1 protein-coding gene and 1 pseudogene are annotated in these 1,777 nt (G+C 44.7%); both read right to left on the bottom strand.

The window, feature by feature from the left end:
* Positions 1 to 265 (bottom strand): annotated as a pseudogene (locus tag ACFINL_RS09565) (phage tail protein); the annotation flags it as partial.
* A 190-nt stretch (positions 266 to 455) separates the two neighbouring features.
* Positions 456 to 1,777, bottom strand: a 1,322-nt coding sequence (locus ACFINL_RS09560) for a Bgr_08870 family protein (protein WP_375651475.1), incomplete at its 5' end; no start/stop codon positions are given.

Here is a 1,777-nt window from a genome sequence, read left to right as displayed (position 1 = left end):
CCCGCACAAGAATAATTTGTGCCTCAATCCCCTGTGCGCACACAGCATTAATAACATCAAGAGCTGTGCCTCTTGTTCCAAGCTTTTGGATTTTCTCACCCTCATGCGTAAAGAGAAGGACAGGCTCGTTGAGGGGAAAAACTTGGTTATCAGCATCAGGGGCTGTAACAACCGCCCCAATGGCGGTCTGATCAAATGTTGCTAAAGGACGGGAATTCTCACCAGCCTCTACAATGCGAATCCCATGATTAAATTCTGTTGCCATCTTGCTCTCCAAATCAATGAAGAGACCATAACAACAAGTGCACTCTTACATAAGACTGACACTGTCAGTCAAAAAAAGCCCTTTTAAAGGGCTTTGAACGAGCGATAAAAGGACTTAAAAACATATAAGCCTGCTTATAGAACAGCTATCCATTTGACTTCTGTCGTATCTTGGTTACTTGTGCATCCATTTATTCTTTCCATAACCTTATAAGGACAGCACCATCGGCTCCAGCACCGCTTGGAGAGGAATCTCCATGAGAGCCAGCACCACCACCACCAAAACCACGCCCTGCTTTTCCTGAACTATAGGAACCTTGTCCTATCCCTCCAGCGCCACCTCTTGATGTATCACCCCCAGCATCACCTCCGTTACCGCTTGTCTTACTCGTAATTCCGCTTGTTCCAGCATAACCATTCCCGCCTTTAGCAAGTCCTAGGTGCTCATCCGTTGCCAAGCCAAAATTTCCCCCTACTCCTCCAGTACCACCACTTCCTGAATAGCAGCCAGTAACATAACCATTTCGTGAACTATAGTAACCAGCACTACCATAGTTTCCTCCTGTGGCGGTGATAAAATTCTTGCCAATGATTGTTGTTCCTCCAGACTTACCGTTTACACACTGCTTTCCCACAGAAGCTCCTCCTTTACCAATTGTGATATTCTCATGACCCTTTAAACTGGCTTTATAGCCATACCAGACTGAACAACCGGCACCACCACCACCTCCTCCTAATCCTGACAAATAGGCTCCGCCACCACTGCCACCTCCACCCCATGCTTGGATTTCGACTTTTGTGTTATCCGTGACCCAATCGGGCCATTGAATTTTTCCATCTTGCGTATAGAGCAATTCAGCATCAGCAAGTGCCGGCCAATTCGTGATTTTATCGGTCAAATCTTTTTTTAGCCTCTTTATTCCTGCCAAGATGGCTTCATCCACTTGCGCTTTCGTATAAACAAGATCTCCATCAACTTTTAAAGGTCCTTTCAAGGTGCTTCCGTTTGTGTTTAAATTGGTAACCACTTCACCATTATGGATAAGGTTAAACGACGAATTACCCAACAGTTCTAAGCCACCACTCATAGTGACTTTGCTGGTAAATTTATTGTAATTTTTCCATTCATTTGGGTTTGTGAGGCGTCCATAGCTTGTGAGATCTTCATTGATCTTGGCTCTAAAATCATCAAGCCCCACGATATCTTCGGTTTTATGTTGATGCGCGCCTAACAGTGAGACAGCACTCCCAAAGGTGAAGTTATTGTTGCTTGATTTATAGAGAACATAATTGTTGGCAGCATCGTGTGCACCCTCGATATCGCTTAAATCAGCAAATGAGAAAGTTTTATCCGCTGCCATCTTGCCCTTAAGGGCTGCTTCAAGATCTGCGATTTCGTTGATCGTATGCGTGTGGTGTAAAGGTGCCTTTTCGTCTACCTTTTCCTCAACAGCCAAAAGAGCTTGATCAATTTTGGTCAAGTTTTCCCGCAAGATTGGGAATTCAGAACTGA

It is taken from the genome of Bartonella sp. AA78NXGY, from assembly GCF_042197005.1.
Classification (GTDB): domain Bacteria; phylum Pseudomonadota; class Alphaproteobacteria; order Rhizobiales; family Rhizobiaceae; genus Bartonella.
This window is presented reverse-complemented; position numbering and strand designations above follow the sequence as displayed.